The sequence below is a fragment of the Bradyrhizobium sp. WSM1253 genome, assembly GCF_000244935.1.
GTDB classification, from domain to species: domain Bacteria; phylum Pseudomonadota; class Alphaproteobacteria; order Rhizobiales; family Xanthobacteraceae; genus Bradyrhizobium; species Bradyrhizobium canariense.
This window is the reverse complement of the sequence record NZ_JH600073.1, coordinates 4,850,402-4,868,018: the sequence shown is the minus strand read 5'-3', so window position 1 is coordinate 4,868,018 and position 17,617 is coordinate 4,850,402. Positions and strand designations below refer to the sequence as shown.

At 64.9% G+C, this 17,617-nt stretch carries 17 protein-coding genes; 11 read left to right on the top strand and 6 right to left on the bottom strand.

Annotated features, from left to right (window positions below):
• Nucleotides 1-56: 56 nt before the first annotated feature.
• The 4 genes from BRA1253DRAFT_RS24500 to BRA1253DRAFT_RS24485 form a co-directional block, all read right to left on the bottom strand.
• Complete coding sequence (locus tag BRA1253DRAFT_RS24500; protein ID WP_007598788.1) at nt 57-839, bottom strand: molybdopterin-dependent oxidoreductase; 783 nt, start codon at nt 837-839, stop codon at nt 57-59.
• A gap of 15 nt (nt 840-854) precedes the next feature.
• Nucleotides 855-1,484: a cytochrome b/b6 domain-containing protein gene (locus BRA1253DRAFT_RS24495; RefSeq protein WP_007598786.1), complete on the bottom strand. Its 630-nt coding sequence runs from the start codon at nt 1,482-1,484 to the stop codon at nt 855-857.
• A gap of 182 nt (nt 1,485-1,666) precedes the next feature.
• Complete coding sequence (locus BRA1253DRAFT_RS24490; protein ID WP_007598785.1) at nt 1,667-2,221, bottom strand: fasciclin domain-containing protein; 555 nt, start codon at nt 2,219-2,221, stop codon at nt 1,667-1,669.
• Between the two features lie 299 nt (nt 2,222-2,520).
• Nucleotides 2,521-3,282, bottom strand: a complete 762-nt coding sequence (locus BRA1253DRAFT_RS24485) for an SDR family oxidoreductase (protein WP_007598784.1) — start codon at nt 3,280-3,282, stop codon at nt 2,521-2,523.
• Nucleotides 3,283-3,395: 113 nt separating this feature from the next.
• Between BRA1253DRAFT_RS24485 and BRA1253DRAFT_RS24480 the strand changes: the two genes are divergently transcribed.
• Nucleotides 3,396-4,925: a malonyl-CoA synthase gene (locus BRA1253DRAFT_RS24480; protein WP_007598782.1), complete on the top strand. Its 1,530-nt coding sequence runs from the start codon at nt 3,396-3,398 to the stop codon at nt 4,923-4,925.
• A 125-nt stretch (nt 4,926-5,050) separates the two neighbouring features.
• Here BRA1253DRAFT_RS24480 and BRA1253DRAFT_RS24475 read toward each other — a convergent pair whose 3' ends face one another.
• Nucleotides 5,051-5,911, bottom strand: coding sequence for a sulfite exporter TauE/SafE family protein (locus BRA1253DRAFT_RS24475; RefSeq protein ID WP_035993891.1), 861 nt, complete (start codon nt 5,909-5,911; stop codon nt 5,051-5,053).
• A gap of 518 nt (nt 5,912-6,429) precedes the next feature.
• Between BRA1253DRAFT_RS24475 and sdhC the strand changes: the two genes are divergently transcribed.
• From sdhC to BRA1253DRAFT_RS24425, 10 genes are all read left to right on the top strand, one after another.
• Nucleotides 6,430-6,828, top strand: coding sequence for a succinate dehydrogenase, cytochrome b556 subunit (gene sdhC / locus BRA1253DRAFT_RS24470; protein ID WP_007598778.1), 399 nt, complete (start codon nt 6,430-6,432; stop codon nt 6,826-6,828).
• A complete protein-coding gene (gene sdhD, locus BRA1253DRAFT_RS24465) occupies nt 6,825-7,241 on the top strand; it encodes a succinate dehydrogenase, hydrophobic membrane anchor protein (RefSeq protein ID WP_007598776.1) in 417 nt (138 codons plus the stop codon). Before sdhC ends, sdhD begins: the two co-directional genes overlap by 4 nt.
• A gap of 3 nt (nt 7,242-7,244) precedes the next feature.
• Nucleotides 7,245-9,080: a succinate dehydrogenase flavoprotein subunit gene (sdhA, locus tag BRA1253DRAFT_RS24460; protein WP_007598775.1), complete on the top strand. Its 1,836-nt coding sequence runs from the start codon at nt 7,245-7,247 to the stop codon at nt 9,078-9,080.
• 42 nt (nt 9,081-9,122) lie between these two features.
• Nucleotides 9,123-9,905, top strand: a complete 783-nt coding sequence (locus BRA1253DRAFT_RS24455) for a succinate dehydrogenase iron-sulfur subunit (RefSeq protein WP_007598774.1) — start codon at nt 9,123-9,125, stop codon at nt 9,903-9,905.
• Nucleotides 9,906-10,094: 189 nt separating this feature from the next.
• Nucleotides 10,095-12,284, top strand: a complete 2,190-nt coding sequence (locus BRA1253DRAFT_RS24450; RefSeq protein ID WP_007598773.1) for a hybrid sensor histidine kinase/response regulator — start codon at nt 10,095-10,097, stop codon at nt 12,282-12,284.
• Nucleotides 12,285-12,337: 53 nt separating this feature from the next.
• Nucleotides 12,338-14,293: an ABC transporter ATP-binding protein/permease gene (locus BRA1253DRAFT_RS24445; protein WP_007598772.1), complete on the top strand. Its 1,956-nt coding sequence runs from the start codon at nt 12,338-12,340 to the stop codon at nt 14,291-14,293.
• A 167-nt stretch (nt 14,294-14,460) separates the two neighbouring features.
• Entirely contained in the window at nt 14,461-15,285 is an 825-nt protein-coding gene (locus BRA1253DRAFT_RS24440; protein ID WP_007598771.1) for an FkbM family methyltransferase, read from the top strand.
• A gap of 21 nt (nt 15,286-15,306) precedes the next feature.
• Nucleotides 15,307-15,693, top strand: a complete 387-nt coding sequence (locus BRA1253DRAFT_RS24435; protein ID WP_007598770.1) for a VOC family protein — start codon at nt 15,307-15,309, stop codon at nt 15,691-15,693.
• Nucleotides 15,694-15,766: 73 nt separating this feature from the next.
• The gene (locus BRA1253DRAFT_RS24430; RefSeq protein ID WP_007598769.1) at nt 15,767-16,264 is read left to right on the top strand and encodes a pyridoxamine 5'-phosphate oxidase family protein; all 498 of its coding nucleotides are present in this window, start codon (nt 15,767-15,769) and stop codon (nt 16,262-16,264) included.
• The gene (locus BRA1253DRAFT_RS24425) at nt 16,264-16,506 is read left to right on the top strand and encodes a hypothetical protein (RefSeq protein WP_007598768.1); all 243 of its coding nucleotides are present in this window, start codon (nt 16,264-16,266) and stop codon (nt 16,504-16,506) included. The genes BRA1253DRAFT_RS24430 and BRA1253DRAFT_RS24425 overlap by 1 nt, the downstream gene beginning before the upstream one ends.
• A 364-nt stretch (nt 16,507-16,870) precedes the next feature.
• Here BRA1253DRAFT_RS24425 and BRA1253DRAFT_RS46240 read toward each other — a convergent pair whose 3' ends face one another.
• Entirely contained in the window at nt 16,871-17,356 is a 486-nt protein-coding gene (locus tag BRA1253DRAFT_RS46240; protein ID WP_007598767.1) for a hypothetical protein, read from the bottom strand.
• Nucleotides 17,357-17,617 lie beyond the last annotated feature (261 nt).

Sequence of the window (17,617 nt, the reverse complement as noted above, 5' to 3'; positions counted from 1 at the left end):
GAGCAGATGCGCTTCGCGCATCTGCAGGGCTAACCCACCCTACGGCAGCGGCGCGCCTAGCTCCCACTAAACGAATTATATCCCTGGTCTTCCCAATAGCCGCCCTTGTAGTCGTTGGTGACTTCCATCGACACCACGTATTTCGGGTTCTTGAAGCCAAGCTTGGTCGGCACGCGGATCTTCATTGGAAACCCATACGCGCGCGGCAGGATTTCGCCTGCGTATTTGAACGTCATCTGGGTCTGCGGATGCAGCGCGGTGCGCATGTCGAGCGGGGAATTGTAGCCGTCCTTGTCGGCGCACTGGAACCAGACGTATTTGGCGCGCGTGTCGGCGCCGATCAGCTTGAGGAAGTCGCGCATCGGCGTGCCGGTCCAGCTGCCGATCGCGCTCCAGCCCTCGACGCAGATGTGACGGGTGATCTGCGTGACCTGCGGCAGCTTGTACAATTCCGGAAGCGTCCAGGATTTCTTGTTGTCCACGAGGCCGCGGACCTCGAGCTTCCAGTCGTCGCCATTGACCTCGGGCGCGTCGTCGAGATCGTAATAGGCGTTGAACGGGAAAGGTTTTGTGATCGCGCTCTCCGCAAACGTCGGCGCCAGCGCGTCGGGATTGAAGATGAAGGCCTGCACGGCATCGTTGAATTTCGAAACCGACTTCAGCATCTCCTCAGCGGAGGACGAGTCGATCACGTCGCAGCCGGTGAGCAGCGTCAACGCGCCGAGGCTGGCGCCGCCCGCGATGAAGCGGCGGCGGCTGACCTCTGGCATCGTCTTGATGGAGTCCTTGATCAGCAGCCGCTTGTCGACGCCGGGGATCAGGAATGAGCGCTTGGCCATGACTCTCTCTCCGCTCTAGCGACCGATGATCATCGCACGCAGGCTCTTCGGCACCAGCAGCGCGAGTAAAACGTGAATGACGAGGAACGCGCAGATCGCGGCCATGCAGAAGAAATGGATGTAGCGCGCGGTCGGATAGTCGCCGAACAGGGACACCAGCCAGTGCAGCTGCACCGGCTTCCACATTCCCAGCCCCGACAGCACGATGATCACGCCGACCAGGATGATACCGGCATAGAGCGTCCGCTGCACGTAATTGTAGACGGTGAGGTCGGCATGGCCGAGCTTGAAGGTCAGGGCAGCCCTGACATCGTGGAGCACGCCGGACGGCGTGATCGGCAGCAGTTTCTTGCGGAAACGGCCGGTGGCGAAGCCCGTGACGAGATAGGCAAGGCCGTTGATCATCAAGAGCCACATCGCCGCAAAGTGCCAGAGCAATCCGCCGCCGAGCCAGCCGCCGAGCGTGTAGTCGCGCGGAAAGCTGAAACCGAACAGCGGCGAGGCGTTGTAGATCTGCCAACCCGACAGGATCATCAGGATCATGGCGAGGGCGTTGATCCAGTGCATGACCCGGACCCAGGCCGGCTGGATCACTTTGGCCGGGGTGGCGCTGACCTGCTCGTCGGTGACAGTGAGGCTCGACATGATGGTTCCGTCCTGAACATCGTCTGACAGCAATTATACGCCGATGCGTCCGCTTTCGTTACGCCCTGCCCGGCATCGAATCGATACCAGCGGGCTATCATGGTCACAATAAAGCGAGCCGGGGACCCCCGGCTCGCCATTTCGTCGCATCCGGTTCGGAGATGAAGCCAGACCGCGCGGTGTCAGGTCGCCGGCATCAGCACGGTATCGACCACATGGATCACGCCGTTGGACTGGTTGACGTTGGAGATCGTCACCATCGAGGTGCCGCCTTTGGCGTCGACGATCCAGACCTTGCCGTCCATCTTCTTCACCGTCAGCTCCTCGCCTTCGGCGGTCTTCATCTTCTTGCCGTCGGTGAGGTCGGACGCCTCGAGCTTGCCGGGCACAACATGGTAGGTGAGGATCTTGGTCAGCGTCGCCTTGTTCTCGGGCTTGACCAGAGTGTCGACGGTACCGGCCGGCAGCTTGCCGAAGGCGGCGTTGGTCGGCGCGAACACCGTGAACGGGCCCTTGCCTTCCAGCGTCGGCACCAGGCCGGCCGCCTTCACCGCCGCCACCAGCGTGGTGTGGTCCTTCGAGTTGACGGCGTTCTGGACGATGTTCTTGGACGGAAACATCGCGGCGCCGCCGACCATGACGGTCTTTTCCTCGGCGCGGGCGGGCGCGACGACGGTCGCGGTGATGGCCAGCGCGCTGAGAGCTGCGGCGGTGAGATAGGCAATGCGCTTCGACATGGAGAGTCTCCCGATTGGATGAGGACCGGCGATTGCCGGCGTTCGAGTGGGCAACAACGGCGGCTGCGACCTGTGAGCGTGAAGCAGCAGCGACGTCGTTGGCTCGAATTACGGGAGGGTTTGCGAAACGGTTTCGAACAAAACTTCTTTGTGATGCGTGAAACTAAGTGCGGGTGTGTTCGTGGGGGGCGTCATTGCGAGGAGCGAAGCGACGAAGCAATCCAGGCTGCCACCGCGGATGCACCGCTGGATTGCTTCGCTTCGCTCGCAATGACGAGCCTCGACGATCTACCTGCCGCTCAATCCCTGTTGTGCGGCGTCTGAATGAATCCGCGATTATGCGTCGGGCTGATCAGCAGTTCATTGATGCACACTCGCGCCGGCATGCTCGCGATGAAGGCGATGGTGCGGCCGAGATCTTCCGATTGCAGCATCCTGGCCTGCTCCTCCTCGCTCGGCACCACCGGGCGCAGCTTCAGGATCGGCGTCGCCACCTCGCCCGGCATCAGGCAACAGGCGCGCAAGCCGTTGACGCATTCGTCCATGTTGAAGGAATGGGTCAGCGCCAGCACCGCATGCTTGGTCGTGGTGTAGGCCGGGCCCGGCATTTTCGAGACGTGGCGGCCGGCCCAGGACGAGACGTTGATGATGGAGCCGTCCTGTTGCTTGCGCATCGTCGGTAGCACCGCGCGCATGCAATAGAGCACGCCGTTGAGATTGACCTGGACCAGCTTATCCCAGCCCTCCAGTTCCATGTCCTTCCAGCTGCGCTTGGGGACATTGATGCCGGCATTGTTGACCAGCAGGTCGATGCGGCCGTGCTTCGCGACGATTTGATCGGCAGCCTTCTGGGCGGCGGCGGCGACCGACACGTCCAGCGCGATGGCCTCGGCGGCGCCGCCCGCCCCGGTGATCTTCGCGACTACGGTATCCAGGGCGTCCTTGCGCCGGCCCGAGACCACCACCGTCCAGCCGTCAGCCGCCAGCGCCTCGGCGCCGGCCTCCCCGATCCCACTGCCCCCGCCTGTCACCCAGGCCACGCGTTTCCCGTTTTTGGTCATGCAAACTGTCTCCGTTGCTTCATCGGGGCGGTTTTTGCTAATCCAGCCCTCGGTTTTGACCGGCCTTGTCTGACGAGCCTTGTGGTCAAGCCTTGCGGTCGAGGAAATCTTGCATGAACCAAGCAGCCAACGCCAATCTGTTTTCCCGCCTGTTCGATGGCCTCGACGATCCGAAGCGCCTCGCGATCGAGACGCACGACGGAGGACGCATCAGCTATGGCGATCTGATCGCCCGGGCCGGGCAAATGGCCAATGTGCTGGTCGCGCGCGGCGTGAAGCCCGGCGACCGCGTTGCGGTTCAGGTCGAGAAATCCGTGGCCAACATCGTGCTGTATCTGGCCACGGTGCGGGCCGGCGCGGTCTACCTGCCGCTCAACACCGCCTATACGCTGAATGAGCTCGATTACTTCATCGGCGATGCCGAGCCCTCGCTGGTGGTCTGCGATCCCGCCAAGGCGGAGGGCCTCGCCCCCATCGCCGCCAAGGTGAAGGCGAAAGTCGAGACACTCGGGGCTGACGGCAAGGGCTCGCTGACGGACGCCGCCGACAAGGCGAGCAGCGAATTCGCCACGGTCCCGCGCTCAAACGACGATCTCGCCGCGATCCTCTACACGTCCGGCACCACCGGCCGCTCCAAGGGCGCGATGTTGACCCACGACAATCTGGCGTCGAACTCGCTCTCGCTGGTCAGCTTCTGGCGCTTCACCGACAAGGACGTGCTGATCCACGCGCTGCCGATCTACCACACCCACGGCCTGTTCGTGGCGACCAACGTGACGCTGTTCGCGCGCGCGTCGATGATCTTCCTGCCGAAGCTCGACCCTGATCTGATCATCAAGCTGATGGCGCGCGCCACGGTGCTGATGGGCGTGCCGACGTTCTATACCCGGCTGCTCCAGAACGCCGTGCTATCGCGCGAAACCACACAACACATGCGGCTGTTCATCTCGGGCTCGGCGCCGCTGCTCGCCGAAACCCATCGCGAATGGTCGGCGCGCACGGGCCATGCGGTGCTCGAGCGCTACGGCATGACCGAGACCAACATGAACACCTCGAACCCCTATGACGGCGAGCGCGTGCCCGGCGCAGTCGGCTTTCCGCTCCCCGGCGTCTCCGTACGCGTCACAGATCCTGAGACGGGCAAGGAGCTGCCGCGCGACGAGATCGGCATGATCGAGGTCAAGGGCCCGAACGTGTTCAAGGGCTATTGGCGCATGCCGGAGAAGACCAAGGCGGAATTCCGCGACGACGGCTTCTTCATCACCGGCGACCTCGGCAAGATCGACGCCAAGGGTTACGTCCACATTCTCGGCCGCGGCAAGGATCTCGTCATCTCCGGCGGGTTCAATGTCTATCCGAAGGAAATCGAGAGCGAGATCGACGCCATGCCCGGCGTGATCGAATCTGCCGTGATCGGCGTGCCCCACGCCGATTTCGGCGAGGGCGTCACGGCGGTGCTGGTCTGCAACAAGGGCGCCGATGTGACAGAGGCTGCGGTGCTGAAGGCGCTCGACGGCCGGCTGGCGAAGTTCAAGATGCCCAAACGGGTCTTCGTGGTCGACGAGCTGCCGCGCAACACCATGGGCAAGGTGCAGAAAAACGTGCTGCGGGATATTTACAAGGATCTTTACGCGAAGAAATAGGGGCTGTTGTTCGCTGCACTCTCGTCGTCATTGCGAGGAGCCCTTGCGACGAAGCAATCCAGACTACCGCTGCGGAAAGATTCTGGATTGCTTCGCTACGCTCGCAATGACGGATTTTGCGGCGGCTACTGCCCGCCTATCAAGCTCATCACAAACCGGCTGCCGACAATAAACAGATAGCACCCGAACGCGACCTCCAGCGTCCGCTTCGACATCGCATGCGCCGCCTTCACACCGAGCGGTGCTGTTACAAGGCTCATCGGCATCACCAGCACGGCGCCGATCAGGGAGACGTAGCCAAGCGCGAACGGGATTTGCAGGGCTGCAACGGCCGGGTAGCTGGCCGCCGCAGGCCAGCCAGCATAGATGTAGCCGAGCGCGCCGGGGATCGAGATCAGCACTGCGAGCGCCGACGAGGTCGCCACCGCCTGATGGATCGGGCGGCCGTAGAACGTCATCAGCAGGTTCGAGAACAATCCGCCGCCGATGCCCATCAAGGTCGACAAAATGCCGACGCAGAAGCCGTAGATTCGCATCAAGATGCCTTTCGGCAGATCATCGCCGAGTTTCCAGCTCTCGCGCGCGAAGATCAGCCGTACCGCGGCCGACCAGGCGACGGCGACGAACACGATCTTGAACAGCCGCTCCGGCGCGTAGCGCGCGACCACGCTGCCGGCGATGACGCCGATCAGGATCGGCAGCCACCAGACCCGAAGGATCGCAAGATCGACGGCGCCGCGCTTGTAATGCGCCTGGAACGAACGAATCGAGGTCGGAATGATGACGGCGAGCGAAGTGCCGATGCAGAGCGGCATGCGCACCTCCAGCGGCACACCGGCGATGCGGAAGCACTCGTAGAACACCGGCACCAGAATCGCGCCGCCGCCGATGCCGAACACGCCGGCCAAAAATCCGGAGAGCGCGCCGGTTGCGATCAGCAGCAGCGTGAGCTCGAGGATCTCCTTGATATCAAGTCCTGCAATCACCCCTGACCTGCCCCGGCGATGGCTCGCAACTTCTCCGATGCATCGCTCGGACAGCTGCCCGCAATGCTCTAGGCGATCTGATTTGTCGGGTCGACCGCCGCATCGGCGGTCTGGGGTGGGATGCAGGTTGCGCATATCCGCCCGTCTCGCGAAAAATCGGTGCGCTTTGCGGAAATTGAAAATTGCTCGCCGATCATCCCTGCCGGTCCGAACGTCATGAATGACTGGTTCGAACCCTGGTTGGCCTGCGGCGGCTTAGAGCCGTTCCAATAGTAATTTCAATGCGCCGCAGCTCTCCGACAAGGAATGAATTTTTGTTCTGTCTTTAGCCGGTGCGCCATGGCCCTGGTATACCAAGCGCCCGATTGGCCTTGTTACATCAAGGGCCTAGAGCTGAACCCAGGTTCGATTTATGGCGATTTGGTGATTGCGCAGGTGAAATCGACTCCGTAAATAGAGCCGACCTTTCGCGATCCCCGCGCGCCCCATGCTGGGCCGCAATAAAGCAATCGAAGCCCATGACCGCACGGATCGAACGACCGCTTTCGCCACACATGCAAGTCTACCGCTGGACGCTGACGATGGCACTTTCCATCGTCCATCGCGCCACCGGGATTGCCCTCTACGCCGGAACGCTGCTGCTGGCCTGGTGGCTGATTGCGACGGCCTCCGGCCCGGCCGCCTATAGCCACGTCCAGGCCTTCACCGGCAGCATCATCGGCCGGCTGATCGTGTTCGGATTCACCTGGGCGCTGATGCACCACATGCTCAGCGGCATCCGGCATTTCGTCTGGGACCTGGGCTACGGCTTCAAGGCCAATGAGCGCGAAGCGTTGACCTGGGGCGCGTTGATCGGCGGCATCGTGCTCACGGTCCTGGTCTGGATCATCGCCTACGCGATCGGAGGCGGCCGATGAGTTTCGACGAATCCCACGGCGCTCCGAAGGGCTCCTCCATGCGCACCCCGCTCGGCCGCGTGCGCAATCTCGGCGCGGCGCATTCGGGCACGTCCGATTTCTGGCGCCAGCGCATCACCGGCGTCGCCATGACGCTGCTGATGATCCCGGTGATCGTGATCGTGATGATGCTGCTCGGCCGCAACCAGGCCGGCGCCGCACAGATCCTCGGCTCGCTGCCGATCGCGGTGATCCTGCTGCTCTTCATCTTCGCCAGCGCCTGGCACATGAAGATCGGCATGCAGGTCGTGATCGAGGACTACATCCATAACGAGAAGCTGAAGCTCATCTCGATCATGCTCAACAACTTCTTCTCGTTCGCCGTGGCGCTCGCCTCGACCTACGCGATCCTGAAACTTTCCTCCGGAGTCTAACCCATGGCCACAGAGACCAATGGCAAGGGCAACGGCGCTCCCGCCACCAACGGCAAAGCCTATCCGATCGAAGACCACACCTATGATGTGGTCGTGGTCGGCGCCGGCGGCGCGGGCTTGCGCGCCGTGGTCGGCTGCAGCGAAGCCGGCCTCCGCACCGCCTGCATCACCAAAGTGTTTCCGACCCGCTCGCACACCGTCGCGGCGCAGGGCGGCATCTCGGCGTCCCTCGGCAACATGCACAAGGACGACTGGCGCTGGCACATGTACGACACCGTGAAGGGGTCGGACTGGCTGGGCGACCAGGACGCGATCGAATACATGGTGCGCAACGCGCCCGAGGCGGTCTACGAGCTCGAGCATTGGGGCGTGCCGTTCTCGCGCACCGAAGACGGCAAGATCTACCAGCGCCCGTTCGGCGGCATGACGCTGGACTACGGCAAGGGCCAGGCGCAGCGCACCTGCGCCGCCGCCGACCGCACCGGCCACGCCATGCTGCACACGATGTACGGCCAGTCGCTGCGCCACGCGGCCGAGTTTTTCATCGAGTTCTTTGCCATCGACCTGATCATGGACGACCAGGGCACCTGCCGCGGCGTCATCGCGCTCAAGCTCGACGACGGCACGCTGCACCGCTTCCGCGCCCAGTCCGTGATTCTGGCGACCGGCGGCTATGGCCGCGCCTATGCATCCTGCACCTCGGCGCACACCTGCACCGGCGATGGCGGCGGCATGGTGCTGCGCGCCGGCCTGCCGATGCAGGACATGGAGTTCGTGCAGTTCCACCCGACCGGCATCTACGGCTCGGGCTGTCTCGTCACCGAAGGCGCGCGTGGCGAAGGCGGCTATCTCGTCAACTCCGAGGGCGAGCGCTTCATGGAGCGCTATGCGCCCTCCGCCAAGGATCTGGCCTCGCGTGACGTCGTCTCGCGCGCAATGACCATCGAGATCCGGGAGGGGCGCGGCGTCGGCAAGAAGAAGGACCACATCTTCCTTCATCTCGATCATCTCGATCCCGCGGTGCTGGCCGAACGCCTGCCGGGCATCTCGGAATCCGCAAAGATCTTCGCCAATGTCGACGTGACGCGCGAACCGATCCCGATCGTGCCGACCGTGCACTACAACATGGGCGGTATCCCGACGAACTATCACGGCGAAGTGCTGACCAAGAAGGACGGCGACGACAACGCCATCATCCCCGGCCTGATGGCGATCGGCGAAGCCGCCTGCGTCTCCGTGCACGGCGCCAACCGCCTCGGCTCCAACTCGCTGATCGACCTTGTCGTGTTCGGCCGCGCCGCGGCGCTGCGCCTCGCCGAGAAGCTCACGCCGAACGCCAGCCAGCCGGAGCTGCCGGCGAATTCGTCCGACCTGGCGCTCGGCCGGCTCGATCATTATCGCTATGCCTCCGGCGGCACGCCGACCGCGAAGCTGCGCGAAGGCATGCAGCACGTGATGCAGAACAATTGCGCGGTGTTCCGCACCGGCGACATCCTGAGCGAAGGCCAGAACCTGATCGAGAAGGTCCATAGCGGCATCACCGACATCGCCGTGTCCGACCGCTCGCTGGTGTGGAATTCCGACCTGATCGAGACGCTCGAATTCGACAATCTGATCGCGCAGGCGGTGGTGACGATGAACTCGGCCGCCAACCGCACCGAGAGCCGCGGCGCGCATGCCCGCGAGGACTTCTCCGAGCGCGACGACAAGAACTGGATGAAGCACACGCTGGCCTGGCTGGAAGATTCCGGCAAGGTCAAGATCGAGTACCGCCCGGTTCACGACTACACCATGACCAACGACGTCCAGTACATCCCGCCCAAGGCTCGCGTTTACTAAACGGCGCGCATGTACTGAGCGAACAGCGAAAGCTTTATCGAAATGGTTGAATTCGCACTTCCGAAGAACTCCAAGATCAGCGGCGGCAAGACGTGGCCGAAGCCCGCGGGCGCGACCGAGGTCCGTGAATTCCGCGTCTATCGCTGGAATCCGGACGACGGCAAGAATCCGAGCGTCGACACCTATTACGTCGACACCCATGATTGCGGGCCGATGGTGCTGGACGGTCTGATCTGGATCAAGAACAACATCGACCCGTCGCTGACCTTCCGCCGCTCGTGCCGCGAAGGCGTCTGCGGCTCCTGCGCGATGAACATCGACGGCCAGAACACGCTGGCCTGCACCCGCTCGATGCACGACGTGAAGGACGGCGCGGTGAAGATCAATCCGCTTCCGCACCAGCCTGTCGTGAAGGACCTCATCCCCGACCTCACGAATTTCTATGCGCAGTACGCTTCGGTCGAGCCGTGGCTGAAGACGACCTCGCCGACGCCGCAGAAGGAATGGAAGCAGAGCCACGAGGACCGCGAGAAGCTCGACGGCCTCTACGAGTGCATCCTCTGCGCCTGCTGCTCGACCTCGTGCCCGAGCTATTGGTGGAACAGCGAGCGCTATCTCGGTCCCGCCGCGCTGCTCCAGGCCAACCGCTGGGTGTCGGATTCGCGGGATGAAGCGACCGGCGAGCGGCTCGACAATCTCGAGGACCCGTTCCGCCTCTATCGCTGCCACACCATCATGAACTGCGCCAAGGCCTGCCCGAAGGGCCTCAACCCGGCGGAGGCCATCGCGGAGCTCAAGCTCAAGATGGTCGAGCGCCAGATCTAGGCGTCATTCATGCTGCGATCCCCGGCCGGAACGGCCGGGGCATTCTACGGCGGGCGCGTCTTCCAGTAGATTTCGCCTCCGCCCCTGCGCGGGCAAGCCGACGAGTTGCAACCTCTGGTTCCAGCTACAAGCCGCTTCCTTCCCGGCGCGAAATTCAAGTAAGCTCTCCGGCGTGGGACCGGAGCGACCGTGCAGGGCGCACAACGCAATTCGCTGAGATTGCTGCAGTGGATGATGGCTGCGTCCCTGGCGCTGCCGATTGCACTGTTCGCGATCGCCGCCTCGATCTCCTACACCTCGACAAAAGATATTGCCGACCGCGAAATCGAGCGCACCCTCGATGTCGCGCACGAGCATGCGCTCAAGGTGTTCGAGACCATCGACCGCAGCCTCGCCGAGATCAACGAGGTGGTGCGCGACATGCCCGACGAAATCATCCGCTCGCGCGAACCGGCCCTGCACCGCCGCCTGAAGCAACTGACCGATTCGCTGCCGCAGCTCAAATCGGCATGGATCTTCGATGCGGACGGAAAGTCGCTGGTCAACAGCCTGGCATCGCCGCCGCCGGCGCAGAGCTTTGCGGACCGTGATTACTTTGCCGCCCATGTCGACCAGAGCATCGGCAGCTACATCGGCGTTCCCCTGACGCCGCGCCAGCCCTATCAGGGCGCGCGCTTCTTCGGGGTCAGCCGCCGCCGCAGCTCCGACGACGGCAGCTTCATCGGCGTGATCCAGGCCTCCGTCCTGCCGGAATATTTCGAGAGCTTTTATGCCAGGATCGGCTCCGATCCCGGCAGCTTCCTCGCCATGGCACGCACCGACGGTGTGGTGCTGGCGCATCTTCCGCGGCTGGACCGCGACCTCAGGCTCGATCCTAACGGGCCGGTTGGCCGCAGCATCGCAGCTCACCCCGAGCATGGCCTCATCACCATCGCCTGGCCATCGGACGAGGTCGAGCGGCGCATCGGCTACCGACGCATCGCCGAATACCCGATCTATGTCAGCGCGGGGCTGGAGACCTCGGCAATCCGCGCGCGCTGGTTCGCCACCATGGGCCAGCATCTGGTGTTCGGTATTCCCGCCACCGCGCTGCTGTTTCTGCTGCTGGCGTTCGCGTTCCGGCGCACCCAGCATCTTCAGGCCGAGGCCGCCGCGCGGCGCGAAGCCGAGGAGGCGCTCAAGCACAGCCAGCGCCTGGAGGCGCTCGGCCAGCTCACCGGCGGCGTCGCGCACGACTTCAACAACCTCCTGACCGTGATTCGCGCCTCTGTCGACCTGCTGAACCGGCCGCAGCTGAGCGAGGAGCGGCGCCAGCGCTACATCACCGCCATCGCGGACGCGGTCGGGCGCGCGGCCAAGCTGACCTCGCAGCTGCTCGCCTTTGCGCGGCGCCAGACCTTGAAGCCGGAAGTGTTCGACGTCGGCGCGCGGCTGCAGTCGCTGCACGACATGCTCGCGACGCTGCTCGGACCCGCGATCGAAATTGCGATGCGGCTGCCGGCCGAGCCCTGTCTCGTCAATGCCGATGCGAGCCAGTTCGAGACGGCGTTGATCAACATGGCGACCAATGCGCGCGATGCCATGCACGGCAAGGGCAGGATCGTTTTCGAGGTCGAGGCCGCGGCGACGATTGCGGACACGCGGGCTCCCGTCTCAGCCAACCCTGAGCTTTCAGGCAACCCTGAGCTTTCCGGCAAACATGAGCTTGCTGACAAACATGGCTTCGTCGGCATTGCCGTCAGCGACACCGGCATCGGCATTCCGGCTGCGAGGCTCGAGCGCATCTTCGAGCCGTTCTTCACCACCAAGCAGGTCGGCCACGGCACCGGTCTCGGCCTGTCGCAGGTGTTCGGCTTCGCCCGGCAGTCCGGCGGCGAGGTGACAGTCACCAGCGAAGTGGGCCACGGCAGCACCTTCTCGCTCTATCTGCCGCGCGTGGCGCCGCACCTGCTGCCGCAGCGGCAGGCACCGAACACGGCCCCGGCTGTGGCCGGTAGCGGCATGTCGGTGCTGCTGGTCGAGGACAATATCGAGCTCGCCAATTTCGCGGCCGACGGCCTCACCGAGCTCGGCTACAGCATCACGCTGATCGACAATGCAACTGATGCGCTCGCCGAGCTGGTCATGGAGCCCGATCGCTTCGATGTCGTTTTCTCCGACATCGTGATGCCCGGCATGACCGGGCTCGATCTCGCGCAGGCAGTCCGCGAGCGCGGCATCGGCGTGCCGGTCGTGCTGACCACCGGCTACAGCGAGGCGCTGTCCCAGGACGGCAAGGTCGATTTCGAGCTCGTGCAGAAGCCCTATGCGATCGATCAGCTATCGCGCGTGCTGCACCGGCTCGCGCGACGCCGGGTGCGCGACGGCGCCGCCGAATGATCCGACACTCGGAACCGAGTGGAACCTTTTGATTTAGCTTGCGTTATCCGGCCATGCAAAAGCCGGCCAGAAAGCGCGAATCGGGCAAGAAGCCGCCCATCGTCGAAATCGTCGGCGAGACCGGCGAGGAAGAGGCTCCGCCGCCGCCCGAGCTGGTCGAGCCCGACCCGGAGCAATCGCCCGAAGAGGCCGAGCAGGCCCGCAAGGACTACCTCCTCACCCGCTTCTGGATCAGCGCGCGCGGCTTCTGGGGCCGCAACGGCGACCGGCTGGCGTGGCCGTTTTCGATCGGCCTCGGCGTGCTGATCGTCCTGACGGTCGGCTTCCAATACGGCATCAACGTCTGGAATCGGGCGATCTTCGACGCGATCGAAAAACGCGAGGCGTCCACCGTCTTCCATCTCACCGCGGTGTTCTTCCCGCTCGCGATCGGCAGCATCGTGCTCGGCGTGGCGCAAGTGTTCGCACGCATGGGCATCCAGCGGCGCTGGCGGGCGTGGCTGACGGCCAGCGTGCTGACGCGCTGGCTCGGCAACGGCCGCTATTACCAGCTCAATCTCGTCAGCGGCGACCACAAGAATCCGGAATACCGGATCGCGGAGGATCTGCGCGTCGCGACCGATTCGCCGGTGGATTTCCTCGCCGGCGTGACGTCCGCGCTGCTGTCGGCCGCGACCTTCATCGTCGTGCTCTGGACCATCGGCGGCGCGCTCACCGTCACGCTCGCGGGATGGTCGGTGACCATTCCCGGCTTCCTGGTGATCGCCGCGATGCTTTATGCGGGAATCGCATCGGGCTCGATCCTGGTGATCGGCCGCCAATTCGTGCAGGTCTCCGAGGACAAGAACCAGGCCGAGGCCGATTTCCGCTACACGCTGACGCGCGTGCGCGAGAATGGCGAGAGCATCGCGCTGCTCGGCGGCGAGGAGGAAGAGCGCGACGGCATCGACCGCAACTTCACGAATGTACTGCGGCAATGGGCGCGACTGGCGGGCCAGCACATGCGCACCACGCTGGTGTCGCAGGGATCGAGTCTTGTTGCTCCCGTGGTCCCTCTCCTGCTCTGCGCGCCAAAATTCCTCGACGGCAGCATGACGTTGGGGCAGGTGATGCAGGCGGCTTCCGCCTTCACCATCGTGCAGAGCGCGTTCGGCTGGCTGGTCGACAATTATCCGCGGCTCGCCGACTGGAATGCCTGCGCTCGCCGCATCGCCTCGCTGATGATGTCGCTCGACGGCCTCGAGCGCGCCGAGCAGGGCGACGGAATCGGTCGCATCAAGCGTGGGGAGACCAGCAACGACGCCATGCTGGAGCTGAACGACCTCTCCGTCACGCTTGATGACGGTACCGCCGTGGTCGGCGAGACCGAGGTGGTGATCGAGGCTGGCGAGCGGCTCCTGGTGGCCGGCGAATCCGGCACCGGCAAGAGCACGCTGGTACGCGCCATCGCCGGGCTCTGGCCATGGGGTGGCGGCAGCGTCAATTTCCATCCCGACCGGCGGCTGTTCATGCTGCCGCAGCGACCCTACGTGCCATCAGGCTCCTTGCGCCGCGCGGTCGCCTATCCCGGCGCGGAAGATGACTGGACCGTCGAGGAGATCGGCGAGGCCTTGCACAAGGTCGGTCTCGACCATCTCAAGGACAAGATCGAGGAAGAAGCACCGTGGGACCAGACGCTGTCTGGCGGCGAGAAGCAGCGTCTCGCTTTTGCGCGGCTGTTGCTGCACAGCCCTGATATCGTCGTGCTCGACGAGGCCACCTCGGCGCTCGACGAGAAGAGCCAGGACAAGATGATGAAGATGGTCACCGACGAGCTGCCGAAGGCCACCATCGTCAGCGTCGCGCATCGTGTCGAGCTGGAGGCCTTTCACAGCCGCAAGATCGTGCTGGAGCGCCGCAAGGGCGGTGCAAAACTCGTCAGCGATATCGACCTGATCCCGCGCAAGGGCAAGCGCAAGCTGCTCGGGCGATTCCTGGGCCAGCGCAAGGCGCCGAAAAAGGCGGCGTGAGGCTAGCAGCTGTAGCCCGGATGGAGCGCAGCGCAATCCGGGACAGTCCATCGAGAGGCGAAACCCGGATTGCGCTGCGCTCCATCCGGGCTACCGACCCCTCGTGAACGATTGGAGTCCCCGGCAAAACCGGCTATGCATGCGCCGCTTGCAACGAGGACTTTGACTTGGCGACCGACAATGCCCCTTCGTCCGCGCCGTTCGGCGCGTTTGCGCCGAATGCGGCGCAGGCCGCGATCATTCGCCTCGCGACACAGTCGCGGCTGAAGCGCGGAGCGTTCCGGCCGTGGCTTTCGCGATTGGTGAACCTGCTGCGCAGTGGTCCCGTCGACGTGCAATACCAGGGCGCATCGTTCCGCTTCTATCACCAGGGCAGCGCGACCGAGCGCGGCGCGCTGTTCAATCCCGATTACAATCTCGACGAGCTCGACTTCCTGCGCCAGCACACCCCGGACGGCGGCGTGTTCGTCGATGTCGGTGCCAATGTCGGCACCTTTGCGCTGGTGATGGCGCGACAGGTCGGGCCATCAGGCAAAGTGGTCGCCATCGAGCCGCATCCGATGACGTTTGGACGGCTCTCGTTCAACCAGGCCGCATCGAAAGCGACGCAGGTGCGCCTGGTGCAGGCGGCCGCCGGCGACAGCGACGGCGAGCTGATGATCGAGAGCGGCGGCGGCAATCTCGGCGCCACGCATGTCGTCACCGGCACGGCCAGCGCGGAGGCGATCAAAGTACCCTCGCTGCGGTTGACGCGCATTCTCGACGAGGCCGGCATCACCAAGGTGGACGCATTGAAGATTGACGTCGAGGGCTTCGAGGATCGCGTGCTGATCGGCTTCTTCCGCGACGCGCCGCAATCGCTATGGCCGCGCGCGGTGGTGATCGAGCATTTGTCACAAAAGGAATGGCGGGACGATTGTATCGCTGACATGGTCGCGCGCGGCTTTGTGGTTGCGCGCAAGACGCGGAGCAATACGTTCCTGTCGCGCTGACGACGAACGACGGAGGTTGCGATGATCGACCATATGGGCTTCCCGGTCTCCGACTATGAGCGCGCCAAGGCGTTCTACGCCAAGGCATTGGCGCCGCTCGGCTACAGCCTGATCATGGAGGTCACGCAGGAGCAGACCGGACACGATCCGGCCGCCGGCTTCGGCGCCGACGGCAAGCCGGATTTCTGGATCGGCGGCGAGGGCGCGCTGAACAAGCCGGTGCATGTCGCGATTCTGGCGAAAGACCGCGCCACGGTGGATGCGTTCTACAAGGCGGCGATCGCGGCGGGCGGGCGCGACAACGGGCCGCCCGGGATCCGGGCGCATTATCATCCAACCTATTACGGCGCCTTCGTGCTCGATCCCGACGGACACAACATCGAGGCGGTTTGCCACGCGCCGGAATAGATAAAGTTCCTTCTTGCGGCCGGAACCTCGTTCCGCGCCCGCCGTTGTCGTCCCTTGCAAGAAGGAGCACGACATGGCCAACGACAATGCTCGCGACGTCGATCGCGATTTGGATCGCGTGTGGGATCTGATGAAGTCGATCGGATTCGCGATGCTGGTGACGCGCGATGGCGACAAGCTCCGCGCGCGGCCGATGAGCGCCTATCTCGATCGCAACGCGGACACGATCTATTTCCTCACCGACGCGCGGCGTCACAAGGACGATGAGATCGCGCGCAATCCGTCCATCAACCTGTCGTTCGCGGATGCGGGCAGCCAAAAATACGTGTCGCTGACGGGCACTGCCGTGGTCTCCAATGACCGTGCGAAGATCAAGGAGCTGTTCGCGACGCCGGCCAAGGCGTGGTGGGACTCTGCGGAAGATCCCAACATTCGCGTGCTCAAGGTCACGCCTGACGATGCCGAGTTCTGGGATTCGCCCGGCACGGTGATCTCCTATGTGAAGATGGCGGCCGCGGCGGTGACGAACACGCGGCCCGATCTCGGCGACAACCGCAAGGTCTCGATGTAATGCCGATCGAGCCGCCCGAGATTCCGCCGTCGACGCCGGGCACGCCCACCGAGCCGCCGCCGGGGATTCCGCCGGGCAATCCGCAGCCTGAAATCGCGCCGCCGGTGCGCGAGCCCGGCGCGCCGACGCCACCCGACGAACTGCCGGGCCGCATGCCTGAAGAGATTCCATCGCGCGGGCCGAACGGGCCGCTCACGCCGAATCCTGCGACGGATGCAAGTCCGCCGCGGGATCGCGCATGAGGCGAGGTATCACATCGGAGGCAATTGCAACCTGCGTCTGAATGCGCAATGAACGTCACTATAGTGAGGTGATTTGCGTGCAGAAATAAATCGCGCCGCGTCGGCTTCGTCCGCCACAATCCGGCCTAACGCGTAGCTGTTCATCCCAACACTTCGTCAAAGAACCTTCCGGGGAAGTTCACCATCATGACTAATCTTCGTTTCGTGCTGCTTGCCACCACGGCTCTGACCGCGATGCAGTTCGCAAGCTCCGCATCACATGCGCAAGGCGCGCCGCCGCTCGTGATCGCGCAGGCGCAGCCACAAGAGACCGGCCCTGACGGAAAACCGAAGGAGCCGCCGAAGGGAGCGCCCGCGCGCCCGGCTACACCGCCGCCTGCGGCGCCCGCGCGTCCGACCGCACCGCCGCCCGCAGCTGCACCGCCCCATCCGCCCGCGCCGCCTCCGCCGGCGGCCGCTCCGCAGCGCCCAGCAGCACCGCCGCCGCCTCCGCCGCCACCTGCGGCTCGTCCGGCACCGCCGCCGCCCCCACCGCCGCCTGCCGCCCCGAAGCCGCCTGCGCCGCCCCCGGCTGCGGCTCCGCAACAGCATGCGCCGCCTCCTGCACCGCCCGCGGCACGCCCGGCTCCCACGCCTCCAGCGCCGCCGCCCGCCGCGGCTCCGCAGCAGCACGCACCCACGCCTCCGCCGCCTGCGGCTCACCCGACACCACCGCCGCCACCGGCAGCAACTCCTCAAGGCCATCCCGCGCCGGCGCCCACGGGGACACCGTCGCCTGCGCCCGCGCCGACGGTGCGACCGGGCGCGCCCGCTCCGGCCGCCACACCTGCACCGACAAGTACACCTTCACCGACCGCGACTCCTGCGCCGACCGCGACGCCGGCTCCGGGCAGTAACGCCGCCGACTGGCCGTCCCGGTGCGCCGACCCCCGGCGGACGTGCGCCCTCGGCGGCGGGATCACCAACACCGGCTCCAGGCGCCACGCCCGCTCCAACGACGACACCGGCGCCAGGGGCCACCCCGACGCCGTCCGGCCGTCCGGGTCCCGCGCCGAGCGCAACGCCGGCACCGGGCGCAACGCCCGCGCCCGGCGCAACCCCTGCCCCGACA